This window comes from Methylobacterium sp. 17Sr1-1, assembly GCF_003173775.1.
Lineage (GTDB): Bacteria > Pseudomonadota > Alphaproteobacteria > Rhizobiales > Beijerinckiaceae > Methylobacterium.
On sequence record NZ_CP029552.1, the window covers coordinates 1,379,165 to 1,397,438 of the forward strand.

The window sequence follows — 18,274 nt, forward strand, 5'->3', positions numbered from 1 at the left end:
CCGACTCGCTCCGACACGTCGAACGATCGCGGGCGAGCCCTGGGCCGCTGCGCGCTTCTCCAACTCTTCAAGCCCTAACAGCTTCGCGCTGAACGGTGGCGCTCGCCCTCGCGCCGCCCCGTTCCCGCGCGCCCGGAGACACTGGACCCCATGGCCACGACGCTTGCCGCCGGCGATATCGCCAACCGGATCAACGGCACCGCGATCTTCGACGCCGCGCCCTCGCTCCAGGGCCTGTCGGGCGCGACCGCCACGACCGCGCCGACCGCCACCAACGCGCTCCAGCTCGTGCGGCTCGGCGCCTACGCGACCACCAACGATGCGGCGACGCAAGTGGCGCCGAACGCCGAGGTCGTGGCCTACGATTCCTCGACGAGCCGGCTCTACGTCCAGAACACCAACGAGAACCGGATCGAGATCGTCGCGCTCGACGCCGCCGGCAGCTTGCGCAAGTCCGGCGAGATCCTGTTGTCGGGTCTCGAGCAATACGGCGCGGTGAACTCGGTCGCGGTCTTCAACGGCCTCGTGGCGGTGGCCTACGCCAACGCGACCGGGGACGCGGCGGGCCGTGTCGCCCTGTTCAACGCCGACGGCACGCTGCTGCGCTCGCTCACCGTCGGGGTCGGGCCGGACCAGCTGGTGTTCAATCGCGACGGCACCCGCCTCCTCGTCGCCAACGAGGGCGAGCAGGCGAGCGCCGCCAGCAACCCGGTCGGCGGCGTCTCGATCATCGACGTCTCGGGCGGGGCGGCAGGCGCCTCGGTTCTCACCACCGTCGGATTCGAGGGCCTGAACGGCAGCGAGGCGACGTTGCGCGCCCGCGGCCTCGCGATCACGCCCGGCAACACGGCCGCGGCCGACATCGAGCCCGAATACATCGCGATCTCGCCCGACAACCGCTTCGCCTACGTCACCCTGCAGGAGGTGAACGGCGTCGCGGTGATCGACCTGACCAATCCCGGCACGGCGCCGATCGCGATCCAGCCCCTCGGCGCGGTCGACCACTCGCTGCCCGGCAACGAGTTCGACGCCTCCGACCGCGACGCCCCGAACGGCACCGCCTCGATCCGGATCGCCACGACGCCGGCCGGTACCCCGATCGACGGCCTGCTCCAGCCCGACAGCATCGCGTCGTTCACGACGGGTGGGACGACCTATTTCGTCACGGCGAACGAGGGCGACCAGCGGGTCATCGGCGGCGCCGACGACGCCGGCGACGTCGCCCGTCTGAGCGCGGTGCCGAACAGCCGGCTCACTCCCGCGTTGCAGGCGCTGAAGTCCAACGCGGCCTATGCCCGGCTCAACGTGCTGCTGCGCACCGGCGACACCGACGGCGACGGGGTGATCGACCGGCTCTCCACGCTCGGCGGCCGCGGCATCTCGATCTTCCGCCAGAACGCCGACGGCACGCTGACCAAGGTGCGCGAGACCGGCGGCGAATTCGAGAAGATCTTCGCCCAGATCGCGCCCGAGCGCTTCAACAACGACCAGACCGTCGCCAACACGCCCGACGACCGCTCCGACAACAAGGGGCCGGAGCCCGAGGGCATCACGGTCGGCACGGTCAACGGCCGCACCTACGCCTTCGTCGGCCTGGAGCGCCAGAGCGGCATCCTGGTCTACGACGTGACCGATCCGGCGAATGCCAGTTACGTCTCCTACGTGCCGCCGCTCGCCGGCTCGGCCGCGGATCTGGGCCCGGAGGTGCTGACCTTCATCCCCGCCGACCGCAACCCGACCGGCACCAACCTGGTGGTCTCGGCGAACGAAGTGGCGAATGGCGGCGCGACGCTCTACGCCGCCCTGGCCCAGGGCACCACGCAGGAGGTCTCCTTCGCGGCCGACTCGCTCAGCGTGCGCCGGGCTGAGGGCGACAGCGGCACCACGACCCTCAGCTTCACGGTGCAGCGCACGAACGGCACGCTCGGCGCGGCGACCTTCACCGCCGAGCTCACTGGGACCGGCGCGAGCCCGGCGAACGCCGCCGACTTCGCCGGCAGCCCCGCCCTGCCCCTGACGATCGCCGGCACGATCCCGGCGGGCGCCTCGTCGGCGGTGGTCAGCGTCACGGTCCAGGGCGACGCGACGCCGGAGCCGAACGAGACCTTCTCGCTGGCCCTGCGCAGCGCAACCTCGAACCAGGCTGGCATCACCGCCGCGGTGAGCGGCAGCAACGCCACCGCCACGGGCACCATCGTCAACGACGACGTCACCCTGATCTCGGCAGTGCAGGGCACCGGCGGCGCGAGCCCCCTCGTCGGCCGGACCGTCACGGTCGAGGCGATCGTCGTCGGCGACTTCCAGAATGGCGACGCGGACGCCAAGCGCAGCATCGGCGGCTTCTATCTCCAGGAGGAGAAGGCCGATCAGGATGCGAACCCGCTGACCTCGGAGGGCCTGTTCGTCTACGAGGGCACCGGCAACCGCCTCGTCGACGTCGCCGAGGGCGACCGGGTCCGGGTCACCGGCACGGTCACCGAGTTCAACGGCGAGACGCAGCTCACGGTCAACGCCGCCTCCGGCATCCAGGTCGTGCAGGCCGGCGCGCTCTCGGCGGCCGAGGTCAAGGCGCAAGGTATCGACGTGACCCTGCCGGCGGCGGGCACGGTCGGCACCGGCACCACCGCGCAACCCGATCTCGAGCGCTACGAGGGGATGCTGGTCCGCTTCCCCCAGACCCTGACGATCTCCGAGCAGTTCAACCTCGACCGCTTCAACGAGATCCGCCTCGCGGCGGGCGGGCGGCCCGAGACCTTCACCAACGCGTTCGAGCCGAATTCGCAAGGCTACGCCGCCACCCTCGCCCAGACCGCCGCCCGCTCGATCACCTACGACGACGGGCTGAACACCCAGAACCTGCCGATCGAGACCCTCGACGGCTTCGGTCCGGCCTACTCCACCGCCACCGCGCCGCGGATGGGCGACACCGTGACCGGGCTGACCGGCACCCTCGGCTACGGCCCGACCAACGCCTTCCGGGTACGGTCGATCGAGGACGGTTCGAACACCTTCACCAAGGCCAATCCGCGGCCCGCGACGCCGGACGCGGTCGGGGGCACGCTCAAGGTCGGCAGCCTCAACGTCCTCAACTACTTCACCACCCTCAACGCCTCGTCGAGCGCGCAGACCGCGATCGGCCAGGCGCCGCGGGGCGCCAATACCGGCGAGGAGCTGGCGCGCCAGACCGAGAAGCTCGTCACGACGCTGATCGGCACCGGTGCCGACGTGCTCGGCCTCACCGAACTCGAGAACCAGTTCCAGCCCGGCAACCCGGGCAACGCGCTGGAATACCTCGTCGGCCAGCTCAACGCCCGAGCCGGGGCCGGCACCTACGCCTATGTCAACCCGGGCAGCCAGCTCGACAACGGCCAGTTCCTCGGCGGCGACGCCATCGCGGTCGGCTTCATCTACAAGCCGAGCAAAGTCAGCGTCGCGCTCAACACCACGATCGAGACGCTCGACGACGCCGACGTCGCGCGCTTCGATCCCGCGCTGCTGCAGCAGAGCACGATCGGCCACGTCTTCAACGGGGTGAACACCAGCCGCGCCTCCCTGGCGGTGACGTTCCGGGAGAATGCGACCGGCGAGGACTTCACGGCGGTCATCAACCACCTGAAGTCGAAGAGCGGCAACGGCACCGGGGCCGACGCCGACCAGGGCGACGGCCAGGGCGCCTGGCAGCAGCAGCGCGAGCTCGCCGCCAAGGCGCTCGCCGAGTGGGTGGCGACGAAGCCGACCGGCACGGCGGATTCCGACGTGATCCTGCTCGGCGACTTCAACGCCTACCTCAAGGAGGACGCCCTCGACACGATCAAGGAAGGGGGCTTCACCAACCTCGCCGAGGACCGCCTCGCCAACCCGTATTCCTACGTCTTCGACGGGGCCTACGGCGCCCTCGACCACGCCTTCTCCAACACCAGCCTGAACGGGCAGGTCACCGGCGTGACCGAGTGGCACGTCAACGCCGACGAGGCGGACGCGATCGACTACAACCTCGATTTCGGCCGGCCGGCCTCGTACTTCGACGGCCAAGTCGCGGCGCGCGAATCCGACCACGACCCGATCCTCGTCGGACTCAAGCTCGACCAGACCGCCCCGACGCTCGTCTCCGCCACGCCCGGCGACAACGCCACCGGCGTGGCGACCGGCGCCAACATCACCTTGCGCTTCAGCGAGGCGGTGAAGGCCGGCAGCGGGTCCATCACCCTCACCGACGGGGCGGGCGACACCCGCACCATCGCGGTTGCCGATGCCACCCAGGTCGTCGTCTCGGGTGACATCGTGACGATCAACCCGACCGCCGATCTCCAGGCTGGCAAGGCCTACGACGTCGTCGTGCCGAAGGGCGCGATCACCGACACGGCCGGCAACGCCTTCGCGGGCCTCGCGCAGGACCAGCTCGACTTCACCACCCAGCAGGCTGCCCCGATGACCTACACGCTTCAGATCCTGCACGCCTCCGACTGGGAGGCCGGCCTCCTGGCGACCCAGCGGGCGCCGAACTTCGCGGCGATCGTCGACAAGCTCGAGGACGCGACCCCGAACTCGATCACCCTCTCGACCGGCGACGGCTGGATCCCGAGCCCGTTCTTCATCGCCGGCGCCGACCCGCAGCTGAACGCGACCTATAACGGCATCTACAACCAGTATTACGGGCTGTCGGGCACGGGCGCCTACAGCCGCTTGACCGCCTCGCCGGGCCGGGCCGACATCACGATCCAGAACATCATCGGCGTCCAGGCCGCGGTGTTCGGCAACCACGAGTTCGATTCCGGGCCGACCGAGGTCGCCAACATCATCGGCGCCAATCTCGGCTCGGCGCCGGGTGCTTCCGACGACACCTGGGTGGGCGCGCAGTTCCCCTACCTCTCGACCAACCTGAACTTCTCGCGGGAATCGGCCCTGTCCGGGCTGGTGCACGCCGACGGCGACGCCGCGACCTTCGCCCAGACCGGCCCGACCTCGACCCAGACCGGCACCGGCGCCGACAAGATCGCCAAGTCGACGATCATCACCGAGAACGGCGAGAAGATCGCCTTCATCGGCGCCACGACCCAGCTCGAGCCGCTGCTGACCACGCTCGGCAACGTGACGCTCGACGGCTTCACCGGCCGCGACGAGATCGCGCTGCTCGCCCAGCAGATCAACGCCGAGGTCGACCGGGTGCTCGCGGCCAATCCCGGCCTCAACAAGGTCATCGTCGGCACCCACCTGCAGCAGCTCTCGAACGAGCAGGCGCTCGCGCCGCTCCTGCGCAACGTCGACGTGCTGATCGGCGGCGGCTCGCACACCCTCCTGTCCGACTCGAACGACCGGCTGCTGCCGGGCGACACCGCGGGCGGCGCCTACCCGCAATTCTTCACCAACGCCACGGGCCAGACCCTGGCCCTGGTCAACACGGCCTCCGAGTATTCCTATGTCGGCCGCCTGACCGTCACCTTCGACGACCAGGGCAACGTCATCCGCGACTCGATCACGCCGCAGAACTCCGGCGCGGTCGCGGTCGACGATGCCTCGGTGGCGCAGCTCTGGGGCTCGACCCAGGCGGCCTTCGCGCCCGGCACCAAGGGCTACCTGGTCAAGGAAATGATCGAGGGCCTCGACGTCAACAACGACGGCATCCAGGAGACCGCCGGCGTCGCCGACATCATCCGCCAGCAGGACGGCAACATCCTCGGCCGCACCAGCGTCTACCTGGAGGGGCGCCGCGGCGAGGTCCGCACCGAGGAGACCAACCTCGGCGACCTCTCCGCCGACGCCAACCTCTGGTACGCCAAGCAGTACGACCCGACGGTCGCGGTCTCGATCAAGAACGGTGGCGGCCTCCGCGACTCGATCGGCTCGTTCTCGACGGCGGGCGGCGGCACCGCCGAATTGCCGCCTGCCGCCAACGTCTCCGCGGGCAAGCAGTCGGGCGACATCTCGCAGCTCGACGTCACCAACTCGCTGCGCTTCAACAACGCGCTCGCCGTCACCACCGTCTCGGCGCTGGAGATGAAGCGGCTCCTGGAGCACGCCGTCTCGGCGACCGCCGCCGGCGCGACCCCGGGCCAGTTCCCGCAGATCGGGGGCTTGAGCTTCTCCTTCGACGCCACGAAGACCGCCCAGACCCTCGACGCCAACGGCAACGTGACCCGCGAGGGCCAGCGCGTCCTCAACGCGGCGATCGTCGACGAGAACGGCCGGATCACCGACACCCTGGTCCAGAACGGCCAGCTCGTCGGCGACCCGAACCGCAGCATCCGCACCGTCACCCTCGACTTCCTGGCGACCGGCACCTCGACCGCGCCGGGTCTAGGGGGCGACAACTACCCGTTCCCGGCCTACGGCGAGAACAAGGTGGCGCTGGCCTCCGCCACGCCCGGCGCCTCGCTGCCGAACTCCGCGACCTTCGCCGCGCAGGGCACCGAGCAGGACGCGATGGCCGAGTACCTGCGGGCCTTCTACGCCACCACGCCCTACGGCACCGCCGACACCACGCCCGCCGGCGACACCCGGATCCAGAACCTCGCCGCCCGCAGCGACACGGTGCTGGCCCGCGGGGTCGTGCGCAACGGCACGAGCGGCAACGACACGCTGACCGGCACGGCCTTCGACGACATCATCACCGGCGGCGCCGGCGACGACACGATCACCAACTCGCCCGGCAACGACATCCTGCTCGGCGGCCGCAGCCCCACCGGCTCGACCGGCACCGACACGCTGGTGTTCAATTCGCGTCTCGCCGACACCACCGTCACCCGCGACGGCGCCTATACGCTGATCGTCGGGCCGGAGGGCCAGGACCGGGTCACCGGCTTCGAGCGCTACCAGTTCACCGACGCGACGGTGGTGACCGGCGACGGCGCCCCGCTCGTCGACGACCTGTTCTATCTGGCGAACTACAAGGACGTGCTCCAGGCCGGCCAGGACGCCGACACCCATTACGCCACTTACGGCTGGCGCGAGGGCCGCGACCCGAACGCGCTGTTCTCCACCACCGGCTACCTCGCCGCCAACCCGGCCGTGCGTGCGTCGGGCCAGAACCCGCTCGACCAGTACGATCAGGCCGGCTGGAAGGAGGGCCGCGATCCCTCCGCCGCCTTCGACAACGAACAATATCTCGCCCGCAACCCGGACGTGAAGGCCGCCGGCCTCGACCCGCTCAAGCACTATCTCGAATACGGCCAGGGCGAGGGCCGGCAGATCTCCGCCGCCATCGGCAAGACCGCGGATCTCGCGGTGCATCCGGGCTTCGACGCCGAGTACTACCTGCTCTCGAACGCCGACGTCGCCCGCGCGGCGATCGCGGCGGGCGGCGACTCCTTCGCGTACGCCTACCAGCACTACCAGACCTATGGCTGGAAGGAGGGGCGCAACCCGAACGCGGTGTTCGACACCAAGGGCTACCTCGATGCCTACGGCGACGTGAAGGCGGCGGGGATCGACCCGCTGATGCATTACGACCAGTACGGCTGGAAGGAGGGCCGGGACCCGTCGAAGGGCTTCGACTCGACGGCGTATCTCGGGGCCTACGGCGACGTGGCGCAGGCCAAGATCGACCCGATGCAGCACTACCTGCAGTACGGCGCGACGGAAGGCCGCTCGACCTTCGGCGACACCACTTTCGGCGCCGGCAATATCGGGTAAGCACCGGTCGGCCCGGGCGCGCCGGGCCGGCCGTCGCACCTCACGAAGAAGGCCCGTGCGGGTGCCGCACGGGCCTTCTTCGTCATGTCGGAACCACCGGTCCCCGTCACGCCGCGGCGCGGTCGTGGCGGCCTTCCTGGATCTCCTCGATGATCTTGGCCGAGAAGGCGTCGAGGTCGCCCGGGTTGCGGCTGGTCACGATGCCCTTGTCGGTGACCACGGGCAGGTCGTGCCACTCGGCGCCGGCATTGATCACGTCGGTCTTGATCGAGGCGAACGAGGTCATCTTGCGGCCCTTGGCGGCGCCCACCTCGACCAGCAGCCAGGGCGCGTGGCAGATCGCGGCCACGACCTTGCCGCTCGAGAGGAAGCTGCGCAGGATCTCCAGCGCCCTCGGCTCCAGGCGCAGCTTGTCCGGGTTGATCTGGCCGCCGGGGAGCACCAGGGCGTCGTAGGCGGACGCGTCGATGCTCTCGATGTCGGCATCGACCTTGACCGGACGGCCCCAGTCGGTCTCGTCCCAGCCGCGTATGCTGTCGGGCGTCCGGCGGGACTTGGGAGCGGCCACCGTCACCTGCGCACCGGCCTCGCCGAGCTTGGCCTTCGGCACTTCGAGCTCGGACTGCTCGAAGCCGTCGGTCGCCATGATGAGGACCTTGGCCTGCTTGATGTCGGGCATCGGGTCGTACTCCGAGGGGGGTTCGCTGGGGGGTTCGAATGCCCTGCCAACGACCCCGGGTAACGCCGGTTCCGGGACCCTGCCGCGACGGAACTGCACCGCGTCGGGCGGTTTAAACCCTCATACCCGCACCCTCAGAGGAGGCACGACCATGGCCAATCCAGGCCTGCCCGGCCACGAGCCGAACCCCGGCGGCGGCATTCCCGGCGACATCCCGCCCCCGGTCGCGCCCGACGAACTGCCCGATACCGGCCCGACCGGGCCGGGCTCGGAGCCGGACTACCTGCCGGGCGGTCCGACCAACCCGGGCATCCGCATCTGAGACGCTTGCCGGAAGGAAATCTTCCGGCAAGCGTCTCACCGGCCTGCGCGGTGCATGAGCGAGAGCGATCGGAGATCGTAGAAGACGACCAAGGGCGCCCGACCGGGCGCCCTTCTGGCATTCAGTGCCCGCCGTGCGAGCTGCGCACGTCGCGGGGGGCGTTCAGGATCTCGTTGAGGGAGGTGGCGACGTGCCGCGCCTCCTCGTCGGTGAGGCGGAGCTGGAACGGCGGCAGCCCGCCGGCCTGGAGCGCCACCACCGCCTGGCCCTGCTCGTCGGTGCCGACCTCGATCGCCGGCGAGGTCACGTCCAGCAGGGCCGCCTCCTCGTCGCCGAGGTCGTCGGACTCGCCCTCGTCCGGCTCGTGCATGACCGTCAGGAGCTGACCCAACGCGCGCACGAGGGCGCGGGCCGCGCTGGCATCCATGATGACCGCGGTCGCCTGGTCGTCCTTCTGGAACGAGAGCTGGATGTTGGAACCTTCGAGGGAAACCGAGATACCCGCCATGGAGCGTCCGACACTGTACGATATCGACCGTATATGGGAGCAATCTCCCGGAGGCGACAGGGAATTCCACGCACACCCGTCCTGCACGGCCCGAAACGCCTTGGCCTCGACGACGTTGATTCCTTTGAGAAGCGGGCGCGCCAGCGCCCGGAAACGAGCGGATGACGACGATGGCCGCGCGCAAGAGCACCAACACCACCGGCACCAACACCACCGGCACCAAGACCACCCGGACCACCGAAGCCCAGAAGGGCACGATCGCCCGGGTGATGCACGAATTCAAGGAGGGCGAGCTGGAGCGCCGCGACGGCGAGCCGGTGACCGACCGTCGGCAGGCCATCGCCATCGCGCTGCGCGAAGCCGGCGCCTCGAACCAGGAGAGCCCGGCCGACAACCGGTCGACTTTCCGCCGCACCCGGGCCAAGGAGCGCGACACGCGGTCCCATGCGACCCGTGCCGCGCTCTACGACGAGGCGAAGCGCCGCGACATCAAGGGGCGCTCGCGCATGACCCGGGGCGAACTGGAGCAGGCGCTCAATCGTTAGGGCGGCTCATTGCAGGAGACCGCCCATGACCTCGAAGCAGCCGAAGACCACGACGCCCACCGACGCCGACCTGAAGGGCAATCCCGGCATCGGCAGCTCGAAGGGCATGACGATCTCCGGCGGCGACCCGGAGGACCTCGCAGGGGCCAACACCGACGAGGGCGACGTCGCGAACGACACCACGCCGGAGGGCGGGATCGATCCCAACCAGCGCGGGCGCAGCCACCCCTGACACGCGCTACGCGCGACGATCTTGGGGCCCCTGCCTTGTTCCGGCCAGACTGGGTTCCTACATGGGTCTCAGCGGCAACGGGCGGGCGGCCCGGGCGATCACGCCCCGCAGGGCTTCAAGAGCCCTGCGCACACGAGCCCCCTCCCGGATACATTGGCGCCGTCGCGCCGCGCTGCTCTCGACCCGAGGGCGGTCCGCTGCGACTTCTAACGAGACGAGGACGACCGCGTGAATACTGGTACTGTCAAGTGGTTCAACGACCAGAAGGGCTTCGGCTTCATCCAGCCGGATAACGGGGGCAAGGACGTGTTCGTCCACATCTCCGCGGTGGAGCGGGCCGGCCTGCGCGGCCTCGTCGAGGGCCAGAAGGTCTCCTACGAGCTGCAGGCCGACCGGCGCGACAGCACGAAGATGTCGGCCGTGAACCTGCAGGTCGCCTGAGGGCGGCCTTCGGCCCGGGTTTACGTGGCCTTAACGATAATCCCGTTAAGGTTACGGAACCTTGGCCGCACTGGAGCGTTTTGAGCCTGCGGGCTCAAACCACGCTCCGCCGGCGGCCATCTGGCCGCCTGCCACGCACAGTCGCTCCGACGAGGAGCGCCGCAACGATAGAAGAAAAGACATCCATGTTGTTCGAGTTCACCCGGCGCGACGGCGCGCCGTCCGTCTTCAATGACGGCACGACTTTCCACGTCGACCAGATCAGCCGCTTCGGCGACGGCAAACGCCCGATCGACGTCAGCCACCTGATCGACAAGAGCTACGGCTATCATTCGTCCCGCGAGCTGCGCTGGCACCTTGCCGAGCGCTTCGGCCTGACGCCGAATGCCGTGGCCGTTCGCGAAACCCACTGAGGCTTCGCGGGCTTCATAGACCGCCGTCACCGCACGAGGCGGGCCGCGCGCGAGCGCGGACCCGCCTTTGTCGTGTCTGGAGCCTTGATGGCGAACCCTCGTCCTGTCCCGGACGACCGAGGCGTCAGCGGAAGGCGGTCCGGGACGGGGTGTCGCCCCGGGCGTGCCTCCGTGCCGCGACCCGCGCCGGGACGTCCTCCAGGCTTGCACCGATCCCACGGGCGGGTACAGACCGGGCGAGCCCCCGCGGAACCCTCCCCCGATGAGCTTCCTGCCCGATACCCCGACGCTGCTCGCCTATCTCGCCGCCTGCCTGGTGCTGTTCGTCACGCCCGGGCCCGACATGAGCCTGATGCTCGCCCGCACCATCGGGTCGGGGCGGCGCGCCGGGATCGTGACGGTGCTGGGCACGAGCCTCGGCACCCTGGTCCACACGCTGGCCGCCGTGCTCGGCATCTCGGCCCTGATCGCCGCCTCGGCCACCGCCTTCACGGTGCTGAAGGTGGTGGGCGCGCTCTACCTCGGCTGGCTGGCAGTCGACGCCCTGCGCCGTGGCTCGTCCCTCACCGTCCGGGCCGAGGCGGTGCGGGGCGGCCCGTGGCGCACCTTCTGGCTCGGACTCGGCGTCAACCTCACCAACCCCAAGGTGGTGCTGTTCTTCCTCACCTTCCTGCCGCAGTTCGTGCGCGCCGGCGCCCCCGATCCGACCGGCCAGCTCGCCTTCCTGGGCCTCGCCTTCGTGGGCCTGTCGCTGCCGCTGGGGATTTTGATGGTGCTCGGCGCCGCCCGGGTCACCGGCGCGCTCCAGGCGCGGCCGCGGCTGATGCGCGGGATCGACTGGCTGTTCGCCGGCCTGTTCGGCACCTTCGCGGCCCGCATCCTGCTGACGGTGCGCTGACCCGTCCCCTTGCGCCGACCCGTCAGGAAGCGGCGTCCACCTTCGCGACCAGGCGCAGGCGGGGCGCCGTCGGCCGCGCCTCGGCCCGGCAGGTGCGGTTGCGGCCGGCGCTCTTGGCGGCGTAGAGCGCGGTGTCGGCCGCCTGGTAGAGCTCGGCCTGCGCGCCGCCGACGGCCTCCGCGAGGCCGATGCTCACCGTCACCGCGCCGGGGCTAAGACCGGCGGAGGCCACCGCCAGGGTCGCCACCTCCTCGTGCAGGCGCTCGGCGACCCGCGCGGCGCCCTCGGCGTCGGTGCCCGGCAGGATCACGCCGAATTCCTCGCCGCCGACGCGGCAGACGAGGTCGTGCGGCCGGTGGATGCGGGCCGACAGGCAACGTGCCAACCCGCGCAGGATCTCGTCGCCGACCGCGTGGCCGTAGCGGTCGTTGAAGCGCTTGAAATGGTCGGCATCGACGATCAGCAGCCCGACGGGCTGGCCGCTGCGGGACGAAGCCTTCAGGGCCACCGCCAGGGCCTCGTCGAAGCGGCGCCGGTTCGGCAGCCCGGTCAGCCCGTCCGTCATCGACAGGCGGGCGAGTTCGGCCTCGACCGCCTCGCGCCGCCGCAACTCCCGCCCGCACAGCAGCGCGAGCAGCACCGCGAGGCCGAACAGGGCGAGCAGCGTGACGCCGATCATCAGCGCCCGGGCGCGCCAGCCGGCCTCGACATCCTCGGTGCTGATTCCGATCGACAGGACGAGGGGGAACGTGCCGACCTGCGTGAAGGTGAACAGCCGGTGGACGCCGTCCCGGTTCGCCCGCTCGGCGAAGCTTCCCTTTCCCTCCCGGATGAAGCGCTGGAAGTTGGAGGAGCCCGACACGTCGGCGCCGACGTCGCGCACGTCGTAGGGGTAGCGCATGATCCGGATGCCGTCCTGGCGGATCAGGTTGATGCTGCCGTTCCGGCCGAGGTCGATCTGCGACAGGATCCGGGTGAAGTGGGACAGCTTCAGCGTCGCGACCGCGACGCCGCCGAACGACCCGTCCGGCTTGGTGATGCGCCGGCTGAACGCGACCGTGTAGGCGCCCGACATCCGCGACAGGTAGGGCTTGCTGATGTAGAGCCCGGCATCCGGATCGCGCTGGTGGACCTGGAAGTAGTCGCGGTCGGCGAAGGAGCCACCGGCCCCCGACGGATAGCGCGAGTTCAGGAGTCCGGTGCCGTGCTCGTCGAACAGCACCAGGATGCCCATGCCGTCGGCGGTCACGACGCGGTCGAACAGGACCAGCTGGAGCAGCGGCTCCGACGCATCGACGAGGTGCGGGCTCGCGACCTTGGCAACCACACCCTGCAGGGCGAGATCCATGATCTCGACGTTGCGGGCAATGTCGGTCTCGATCACCTGCAGCAGGTTGCGGGAGGTGTCCTCGGACCGGGCCCACATTTCCCGCCGCAGTTCGTAGAGCATGAAGCCGGAGACGAGCAGCATCCCCAGGGGAGCCAGCACACCGAGCACGATCCAGACCCGGACGGTCTTGATCGCGGCGAGGAGGCGGCGCGGCGACGGCATCGAACGAAGTCTCTCGGGAAGGCGTCGGGAGGAACTCGACCGTGCCCCCGCGAGTCTAAACGAGATTCTGACGGACCCACTCGGCTTGTCCGTCTTCCACAGATACGCCGGGCCGGCGACTGGATTAACGTGTAAGATGGTCGGCGCGAACCCAGGGGTAGGGCGGGCGCCGGCTCACCGCCGCGGCGCCGCCCACATCGTCGCAGGCCCGCGCCCGGCGAAGCGCCCGGCGCCGAGCCAGTAGACCAGGCCGGCGACGCCGCCGGCGCAGAACAGGATCGCCGTCACCCGTCCCTCCCCGGCCTCGATCCCTGCCCCAATTTCGGCCCTTGCCGGCCCGGCGCCGCCGCGCATCAGCCAGGGCAGGAGCGCCGTGAGGAGCCCGGTGGCGCCGCCGTACCAGACGAGCGAGCGCCAGCCCAGCACCTCGCCGACGACCGCGTTCAGGGCGGGCGGCACCGCGACGAGGAGCAGGACGGCGCGCCCGAGGCTCACCGCTCCCTCGACCATCGCGGGGTCGGGCGCGTAGCCCTCGGCGAGGTCCGACAGCACGGCCTCCAACCCCGACAGGCCGAGGGCGCCCATGAGGTCGCGCAGGACCGGGTCCATGACGACGCCGACCCCGAGGGCGACGGCGCCGCAGGCGACCGCCATCAGGAGCGCGGTCGCGACGGCGAGGAGGCGGCCGAGGGACATCGCGCCGGCTTCAGTCGTCGTCGTGCGCGGCGGCGTAGACGCCCTCGGCGCCGATGCCCTCCTCCAGCATCAGCCGGGCGCGGGCGCGCAGTTTCTCGGTCTCGCTCTTGAGCTGGCCACAGGCCGCCAGGATGTCCCGGCCCCGCGGCGTGCGCACCGGCGAGGCGTAGCCGGCATTGAACACGATCTCGGAGAAGCGCTCGATCCGCTCCCAGTCCGAGCACTCGTACCTGGAGCCGGGCCAGGGATTGAACGGGATCAGGTTGATCTTGGCCGGGATGCCCTTGAGCAGGCGCACCAGCTCGCGCGCCTCGGCGTCGGAATCGTTGACGCCCTTCAGCATCACGTACTCGAACGTGATGCGGCGCGCGTTCGACACGCCCGGATAGTCGCGGCAGGCCTGGAGCAGGTCGCGGATCGGGTATTTGCGGTTGAGCGGCACCAGCTCGTTGCGCAGGTCGTCGCGCACGGCGTGCAGCGAGATCGCCAGCATGGCGTTGGCCTCGAGGCCGAGGCGCTCGAATTGCGGCACCACGCCGGAGGTCGAGACGGTGATGCGCCGGCGCGACAGGCCGAGGCCCTCGTGATCGCTCATCACCCCGACCGCGTCGATGACGTTGTCGACGTTGTAGAGCGGCTCGCCCATGCCCATGAACACGACGTTCGAGACGAAGCGCGAACCGTCGACCGGCACGAAGGCGCCCTTCGGCGGGGTTTTTCCGGGCCAGTCGCCGAGGCGGTCGCGGGCGACCACCAGCTGCGAGACGATCTCTTGGGCCGACAGGTTGCGCACCAGGCGCTGCGTGCCGGTGTGGCAGAACGAGCAGGTCAGGGTGCAGCCGACCTGGGACGAGACGCAGAGCGTGCCGCGGTCGTTGGCCGGGATGTAGACGCACTCGATCTCGGCGCCGCGGTTGTGGTCGTGCCGGCCGGTCGGCGGCATGCGGATCAGCCACTTGCGGGTGCCGTCGCGCGAGACCTGCTCGCTCACCACCTCGGGCCGGTCGAGGGTGTGGATGCCGGCGAGCTGACCTTTCAGCACCTTGCTGACATTGGTCATCTCGTCGAAGGACGAGGCGCCGCGCACGTTGATCCAGTGCCAGAGCTGGCCGGCGCGCATGCGCTGCTCGCGCTCGGGCACGCCCACGGCCGCGAGCCTGCCCTTCAGCGCCTCGCGGGTCAGGCCGACGAGGGAGGTCGGGCCGGTGGTCTCCAGCGCCTCGGGACGGATCTCGGGCGTCTTCTCGATCGCCGGAGCCTGCGCTGCTGGTACGGCGCCTTCCCCGCGCCGGGCGGTGTCGAACGACGCCGTCGCCATGAGTTTACAGACCTTCGAATGAAACGGATTACCGCCGCATATAGGGGTATTGGGGCCGGAACGCGATGGGGCGGTGGGGAATACCCTGAGAGCAGAAAATGCCAAGGTATATGGACAAGCGCGGGACCTCCCCGCTCCCCTCTCCCCGCGGGCGGGGAGAAAGGGGAATTCCCGTGCCCCACCGTCCAGGTTGCCTTACGCCTACTTGCACTCCTCGCGCGTGCGCTTCATCGCCTCGCCGAAGCCGTCGAGGGCGTACTCGTCGGTCGAGGCGTTGCCGCGCTGCGAGACGGCCTTGACGACGACCTTCTTGCCGCGGCTCATCTCGGCCACGACCTTGCTCTCGTCGGCCGGGTTCTGCACCCAGGCATTGGCGCCCTTCACCACCAGGGCGTAGCGGGCCGAGCCGATCGCGAGGCTGGGATCGGAGGCGCTGGAAGTCGGGGCCGGCACCGCGCCGTTCGCCGCGGCGGTCGTGGTCGCCTGGCCGCTGCCGGGCTTGGGCGCGAAGCCGAGCATCACCGCGACCTCGTTGTTGACCTTCTCGCCCTTGCGCACGGTGACGAAGAGGTAGGCCGGATCGCGCTTGAGGCTCTTCGGCAGGCGCACCTGCGGCTGGCTGATGGCGTAGCAGATGCGCGACTTGCCCTCGCCGGCGGCGAAGACGTTCCAGTCGCCGAAGGTGCCGATCGGGCTGGCCTGGAGGCTCGCGGGCGCGGCCTCCGCCTTGGGCTTCGGCCGGGCATCGGCGGGCAGGGCGAGGGCGAACAGGCCGAGGACGGCGAGGAGGGATGCGCGAATCATGCGGGCACTCTAATCGCGGGGGGTGCGCTTGCCCACCCGATTGCCGGAAAATGCGGCGAAATCAGTGGGGTACAGCGACGCCCCGCGGAATTGCTGCGCTGCACGAATGACCCGGGGCCGCCGGTGGGGCATGGTTTGGCGAGGAACCGCCCGCTTGAGAGGCCGCGAAGGTCGCATGAACGCCCCATCCCCGTCGGACCTGCCCGAGACCATCCCGGTGCGCGAGGCGCACCGCTTCCCGACCGAGGCGCTGGAGGCGTTCCTCGCTCAAGCGGGCCTGGGGCGCTTGCGCGAGCTGCGCCAGATGCGTGGCGGGCAATCGAACCCGACCTTCCTGGTGATGGCCGAGGCCGGCGAGTACGTGCTGCGCAAGCAGCCGCCGGGCAAGCTCCTGCCCTCCGCCCACGCGGTCGACCGGGAGTTCCGGGTGCTGCAGGCGCTCTCGCGCACCGACGTGCCGGTGCCGCAGGCGGTGGCCTATTGCGCCGACGCGAGCGTCATCGGCACGCCGTTCTACCTGATGGAGCGGCTGCACGGCCGGGTGTTCTGGGATCCGATGCTGCCGGAGCTCCCGCGCGAGGAGCGGGCGGGGATCTATTACGGCATGAACGAGGCGTTGGCCCGCCTCCACCTGGTCGATCCCGGGGCGATCGGCCTTTCCGATTTCGGCCGCGCCGGCAACTACTTCCAGCGCCAGATCGAGCGCTGGTCGAAGCAGTGGGTCGCCTCGAAGACCCGCGAGAATCCGGGAATCGACCGGCTCGCCGAGTGGCTGCCGGCCCATATCCCGGCCGACAGCGACGAGACCCGGATCGTGCACGGCGATTTCCGCCTCGACAACATGATCTTTCACAAGACCGAGCCGCGGGTGATCGGCATCATCGACTGGGAACTGGCGACGCTCGGCCACCCGCTCGCGGATCTCGGCTACAACTGCATCGCCTACAACACCGACCCGTCGGCCTATCGCGGCATGCTCGGACGCGACCTGCCCGCGCTCGGCATCCCCACCCAGGACGAGTACGTGCGCCGCTACTGCGAACGCACCGGGCGCAGCGACGGCATCACGCCGTTCCACGTCGCCTTCGCGCTGTTCCGCCTCGCGGTGATCCTGGAGGGCGTGCTCGCCCGCGCGCAGGCCGGCAACGCGTCGAGCGACGAGGCGAGCCAGAAGGGCGCGCTCGGCATCGCGCTGGCCGAGCGGGGCTGGGAGCTGGCGCGGGGCTAACCCGCCTCACGCTCCCGCCGCCTTTGAAGGCGGGTGACGCCGTAGATCGTCGCGAGCCGCAGGCGGGCGGAGCGGACCGGGGGAGCGCTGCGCTCCGCCTGGACCGCCGCGATGGTGCGGAGCGCCGCCGCGACGGAGCGTTCCAGGTTCGACTGGCTCTGGGCGGCGGTGTCCTCGCCGCGCGGGGTACGGACGGGCTGCATCGGGACGTCCCCTCCTCTGGTCTCGATCTCTGTTTGAGCCCGACAATCCGGCGCGGTCGGGGCCGGATCGTGGCAGGTCCAGGCCCCGATTAAGACTTTGTTCATTCTCCACAGTTCGTTGCCCCGCCTCATCAGGGGCTCTGGCACCGGGTCAGATCACCGGCAGGCCCGGCCAGGCGGTCGCGCACGCCGCGGAGGCCGCCGCGACGTCGAACAACCCGTCCACGCCCTCCCGCCAGAGCGAGAACAGCGTCGGCGGGCTGAGCGCCAGGACGGCGTGGACCTCCCGGCCGCCGAGGCGCGCTTCAGCGCCGAGACGCTGGGCCAGCGCCCGCATCCGCCAATTGCCGGGCAGGCAGCGCAGGTGCAGCCGGCGCATGCCGCCGTTGCGGGCGGCCTCGGTGAGGCGCCGGCCGAGCGCGGCGCCGAGGCCGCGGCCGCGATGGCCGGGCGCCACCGCGAAGGCGATCTCGGCCTCCGCATCATGGCCCGCGGGGCGCAGCTCGCCGACGCCCCGCAGGGCACCGTCGATGAAGGCGCCGAAGATCCGGCCGTCGGCGGCGATAGCGTGCGCCGCGTAGGACGCGGCCCGGGCCTCGCTCACCGCGCCCATGAAGCGGTCGAAGCGGGAATCCGGGTCGAGGCTTTTGAACAGCGACACGACCGCGTCGCGGTCGCTCGACCAGAGGCGCCGGACCAGGATGCCGGCCGGCAATCGGGTAGGCTGGAGGCGATCTTGCATTCTCGAGGTGTGCTCCGAACGGTGACGGCACGATCTCGAGCGTTTCCCCATCCCGGTCGCCGAC

16 protein-coding genes are annotated in these 18,274 nt (G+C 70.4%); 8 read left to right on the forward strand and 8 right to left on the reverse strand.

Annotated elements, in window-relative coordinates:
* The first annotated feature begins 150 nt into the window (after window positions 1-150).
* Window positions 151-7,629: an ExeM/NucH family extracellular endonuclease gene (locus DK412_RS06245; protein WP_348629372.1), complete on the forward strand. Its 7,479-nt coding sequence runs from the start codon at window positions 151-153 to the stop codon at window positions 7,627-7,629.
* 106 nt (window positions 7,630-7,735) lie between these two features.
* On the opposite strand, the gene DK412_RS06250 is transcribed toward DK412_RS06245, so the two are convergent.
* Complete coding sequence (locus tag DK412_RS06250; RefSeq protein WP_109971247.1) at window positions 7,736-8,308, reverse strand: type 1 glutamine amidotransferase domain-containing protein; 573 nt, start codon at window positions 8,306-8,308, stop codon at window positions 7,736-7,738.
* Window positions 8,309-8,459: 151 nt separating this feature from the next.
* Between DK412_RS06250 and DK412_RS30565 the strand changes: the two genes are divergently transcribed.
* Window positions 8,460-8,630: a hypothetical protein gene (locus DK412_RS30565; RefSeq protein WP_204165509.1), complete on the forward strand. Its 171-nt coding sequence runs from the start codon at window positions 8,460-8,462 to the stop codon at window positions 8,628-8,630.
* 121 nt (window positions 8,631-8,751) lie between these two features.
* Here the strand turns inward: DK412_RS30565 and DK412_RS06255 are convergent, their stop codons facing one another.
* Window positions 8,752-9,138: a hypothetical protein gene (locus tag DK412_RS06255; RefSeq protein ID WP_109971248.1), complete on the reverse strand. Its 387-nt coding sequence runs from the start codon at window positions 9,136-9,138 to the stop codon at window positions 8,752-8,754.
* Between the two features lie 161 nt (window positions 9,139-9,299).
* Here DK412_RS06255 and DK412_RS06260 point away from each other — a divergent pair, with 161 nt between their 5' ends.
* The 5 genes from DK412_RS06260 (at window position 9,300) to DK412_RS06280 (ending at window position 11,667) form a co-directional block, all read left to right on the forward strand.
* Window positions 9,300-9,683: a DUF6496 domain-containing protein gene (locus tag DK412_RS06260; RefSeq protein WP_245447450.1), complete on the forward strand. Its 384-nt coding sequence runs from the start codon at window positions 9,300-9,302 to the stop codon at window positions 9,681-9,683.
* A 25-nt stretch (window positions 9,684-9,708) separates the two neighbouring features.
* Window positions 9,709-9,915, forward strand: coding sequence for a hypothetical protein (locus tag DK412_RS06265; RefSeq protein ID WP_093566252.1), 207 nt, complete (start codon window positions 9,709-9,711; stop codon window positions 9,913-9,915).
* 228 nt (window positions 9,916-10,143) lie between these two features.
* Window positions 10,144-10,356 carry a cold-shock protein gene (locus tag DK412_RS06270; RefSeq protein WP_048429112.1) on the forward strand — a complete coding sequence of 71 codons (213 nt, stop codon included), beginning with the start codon at window positions 10,144-10,146 and terminating at the stop codon, window positions 10,354-10,356.
* Between the two features lie 185 nt (window positions 10,357-10,541).
* On the forward strand, window positions 10,542-10,769 hold the full coding sequence (locus DK412_RS06275) for an AsnC family transcriptional regulator (protein ID WP_093566250.1): 228 nt from the start codon (window positions 10,542-10,544) through the stop codon (window positions 10,767-10,769).
* Between the two features lie 262 nt (window positions 10,770-11,031).
* Window positions 11,032-11,667 (forward strand): LysE family translocator, encoded by a 636-nt coding sequence (locus DK412_RS06280; RefSeq protein ID WP_109971249.1) that lies wholly within the window; start codon window positions 11,032-11,034, stop codon window positions 11,665-11,667.
* A 22-nt stretch (window positions 11,668-11,689) separates the two neighbouring features.
* Here DK412_RS06280 and DK412_RS06285 read toward each other — a convergent pair whose 3' ends face one another.
* The 4 genes from DK412_RS06285 to DK412_RS06300 form a co-directional block, all read right to left on the reverse strand.
* Window positions 11,690-13,219 carry a sensor domain-containing diguanylate cyclase gene (locus DK412_RS06285; protein WP_109971250.1) on the reverse strand — a complete coding sequence of 510 codons (1,530 nt, stop codon included), beginning with the start codon at window positions 13,217-13,219 and terminating at the stop codon, window positions 11,690-11,692.
* Between the two features lie 174 nt (window positions 13,220-13,393).
* Window positions 13,394-13,915 carry a hypothetical protein gene (locus tag DK412_RS06290; protein WP_109971251.1) on the reverse strand — a complete coding sequence of 174 codons (522 nt, stop codon included), beginning with the start codon at window positions 13,913-13,915 and terminating at the stop codon, window positions 13,394-13,396.
* Window positions 13,916-13,925: 10 nt separating this feature from the next.
* Window positions 13,926-15,233, reverse strand: a complete 1,308-nt coding sequence (gene rlmN, locus DK412_RS06295; RefSeq protein WP_109971252.1) for a 23S rRNA (adenine(2503)-C(2))-methyltransferase RlmN — start codon at window positions 15,231-15,233, stop codon at window positions 13,926-13,928.
* Window positions 15,234-15,434: 201 nt separating this feature from the next.
* Window positions 15,435-16,037 (reverse strand): hypothetical protein, encoded by a 603-nt coding sequence (locus DK412_RS06300; protein ID WP_109971253.1) that lies wholly within the window; start codon window positions 16,035-16,037, stop codon window positions 15,435-15,437.
* 175 nt (window positions 16,038-16,212) lie between these two features.
* On the opposite strand from DK412_RS06300, the gene DK412_RS06305 reads away from it, so the two are divergent.
* Window positions 16,213-17,265 (forward strand): phosphotransferase, encoded by a 1,053-nt coding sequence (locus DK412_RS06305; RefSeq protein WP_109971254.1) that lies wholly within the window; start codon window positions 16,213-16,215, stop codon window positions 17,263-17,265.
* On the opposite strand, the gene DK412_RS06310 is transcribed toward DK412_RS06305, so the two are convergent.
* The gene (locus DK412_RS06310) at window positions 17,262-17,468 is read right to left on the reverse strand and encodes a hypothetical protein (protein WP_109971255.1); all 207 of its coding nucleotides are present in this window, start codon (window positions 17,466-17,468) and stop codon (window positions 17,262-17,264) included. The genes DK412_RS06305 and DK412_RS06310 overlap by 4 nt on opposite strands.
* Window positions 17,469-17,619: 151 nt before the next feature.
* Window positions 17,620-18,210 (reverse strand): GNAT family N-acetyltransferase, encoded by a 591-nt coding sequence (locus tag DK412_RS06315; RefSeq protein WP_109971256.1) that lies wholly within the window; start codon window positions 18,208-18,210, stop codon window positions 17,620-17,622.
* Window positions 18,211-18,274: the final 64 nt, after the last annotated feature.